Raw genomic sequence first — 1,889 nt, forward strand, 5'->3', positions numbered from 1 at the left:
TCGACATCGCCGCCGTCGATCCTGCCCTGCCCGAGGCGGTGAAGAGCGGCCTGCAGCGCCGGCGCGCGGCGATCGTCGCCGGCAGCCTCAAGCCGTTCGCCGGGCCGCTGCGCGACAACGCCGGCGCCCTGCGCCTGGCCACCGGCAGCCTCGACGACGCCGGGATCAAGGCGATGGACTGGTTCGTCGAGGGCGTGGTCGGAGCCGTGCCCAAGCGCCGTTGAGCCGAGCTCGGGCGCAAGCAGGGTTTCGCCCGTTGCCCGGCGAGAGCCCCGGCCCTAGCGTGCCGGGCGAGCCGCACCGGCCTCCGACATTCCTTCCAGGAGACATGATGAACACCAAGAGAACCGCCCTCCGGGCGCTCGCCGCCTGCGCCGTCGTCGCCGGCGCCCTCGCGCCGCTCGCCGGCGCCCAGGCCCAGACCAAGCTGAAGTGGGCGCACGTCTACGAAGTCTCCGAGCCGTACCACAAGTGGTCGGTGTGGGCGGGCGACGAGATCAAGAAGCGCACCAACAACCGCTACGAGGTCCAGGTGTTCCCGGCCTCGAGCCTGGGCAAGGAATCCGACATCAACCAGGGCCTGACGCTCGGCACCGTCGACATCATCCTCACCGGCGCCAGCTTCGCGGCGCGGACTCACCCGCCGCTCGCGGTGTCGTACTTCCCGTTCATCTTCCGTGATGCGGACCACATGCTGAAGTACGCCAAGAGCGACGTGTTCAAGGAGCTCACCAAGGCTTACAACGAAAAGAGCGGCAACCAGGTGACCGCGCTCACCTACTACGGCGCGCGTCAGGTCACCTCGTCGGCCGCGCGCCCGATCGCCAAGCCGGAAGACATGAAGGGCCTGAAGATCCGGGTGCCCGACGCCCCGGCCTACATGGCGTTCCCGAAGGCGCTCGGCGCCAACGCGACGCCGATCGCCTTCGCCGAGGTCTACCTGGCGCTGCAGAACAGCACCGTCGACGCGCAGGAGAACCCGCTGCCGACGATCGAGGCGAAGAAGTTCTACGAGGTGCAGAAGAACATCTCCCTCACCGGGCACATCATCGACTCGCTGCTCACGGTCGTATCGGGCCAGACCTGGAACAAGCTCTCGGCCGAGGACAAGAAGATCTTCACCGAAGTCATGGAAGAGGCTGGTGACAAGGCGGGCCGCGAGATCGCCGCTTCCGAGCTTCGCCTGGTCGACGAGTTCAAGAAGAAGGGCAACAACGTCATCGTCGTCGACAAGAACGCCTTCCGCGACGCGGTGCTGAAGACGACCAAGCCCACCGACCTCGGCTACCGCCAGCAGGACTACGACCGCATCATCAACATCAAGTAGCAAGCGCCGTCGCGCCATGGCCGAAGAAGAAAAGATCATCGACGAGGAAGGCCACTTCCATCTCCATGACGAGGCCGTCGATCTTTCCGACACGATCACCGAGGGCTGGGTCGCCCTCGGCTTCTTCTGGCTGCTGGCGCTGACGGTCTTCTATCAGTTCATCACCCGCTACGTCTTCAACGACTCGGCGTCGTGGACCGAGGAGATCGCCCGCTATCTCCTGATCGCGGTCGTCTTCGTCGGCGCGACGATCGGGGTCGCCAAGAACGCGCAGATCCAGGTCGACTTCTTCTATCGCCACATGCCGGCCGTCCTCGGCCGCTGGCTCTCGCGCGCGGTCGACGTGCTGCGCGTCGCGTTCTTCGCGGCCGCCGTCGTCCTGACGGCGCAGATGATGTGGAAGCTCGGCAGCAACACGCGCATGACGGTCGTCGAAGCGCCGATGAACCTCGTCTACGGCGTCGTCCTGCTCGGCTTCGTCGCCATGACGTATCGCTCGATCAAGGTCGCGCGCGTGCACTGGCGCCGCGGCTGGAGCGTGCTCGAGCGGCCGATGACGTCC

The 1,889-nt window shown here is 66.3% G+C and carries 2 protein-coding genes and 1 pseudogene; all 3 read left to right on the top strand.

Annotation, left to right across the window (positions count from 1 at the left end; genetic code table 11):
- Positions 1-224, top strand: a pseudogene (locus AC30N0_RS18500) (BMP family ABC transporter substrate-binding protein); the annotation flags it as partial.
- Positions 225-331: 107 nt separating this feature from the next.
- Entirely contained in the window at positions 332-1,327 is a 996-nt protein-coding gene (locus AC30N0_RS18505) for a sialic acid TRAP transporter substrate-binding protein SiaP (RefSeq protein ID WP_489519356.1), read from the top strand.
- Positions 1,328-1,343: 16 nt separating this feature from the next.
- On the top strand, positions 1,344-1,889 hold a 546-nt coding region (locus AC30N0_RS18510), incomplete at its 3' end, for a TRAP transporter small permease (protein WP_489519357.1).

The sequence above is a fragment of the Rhizobacter sp. genome, from assembly GCF_031412495.1.
GTDB lineage: Bacteria > Pseudomonadota > Gammaproteobacteria > Burkholderiales > Burkholderiaceae_C > Schlegelella_A.

What these genes read in the sequence shown, in the direction of transcription:
- AC30N0_RS18505 (WP_489519356.1), top strand. Translation starts at nt 332, where the DNA reads ATGAACACCAAGAGAACCGCCCTCCGGGCGCTCGCCGCCTGCGCCGTC.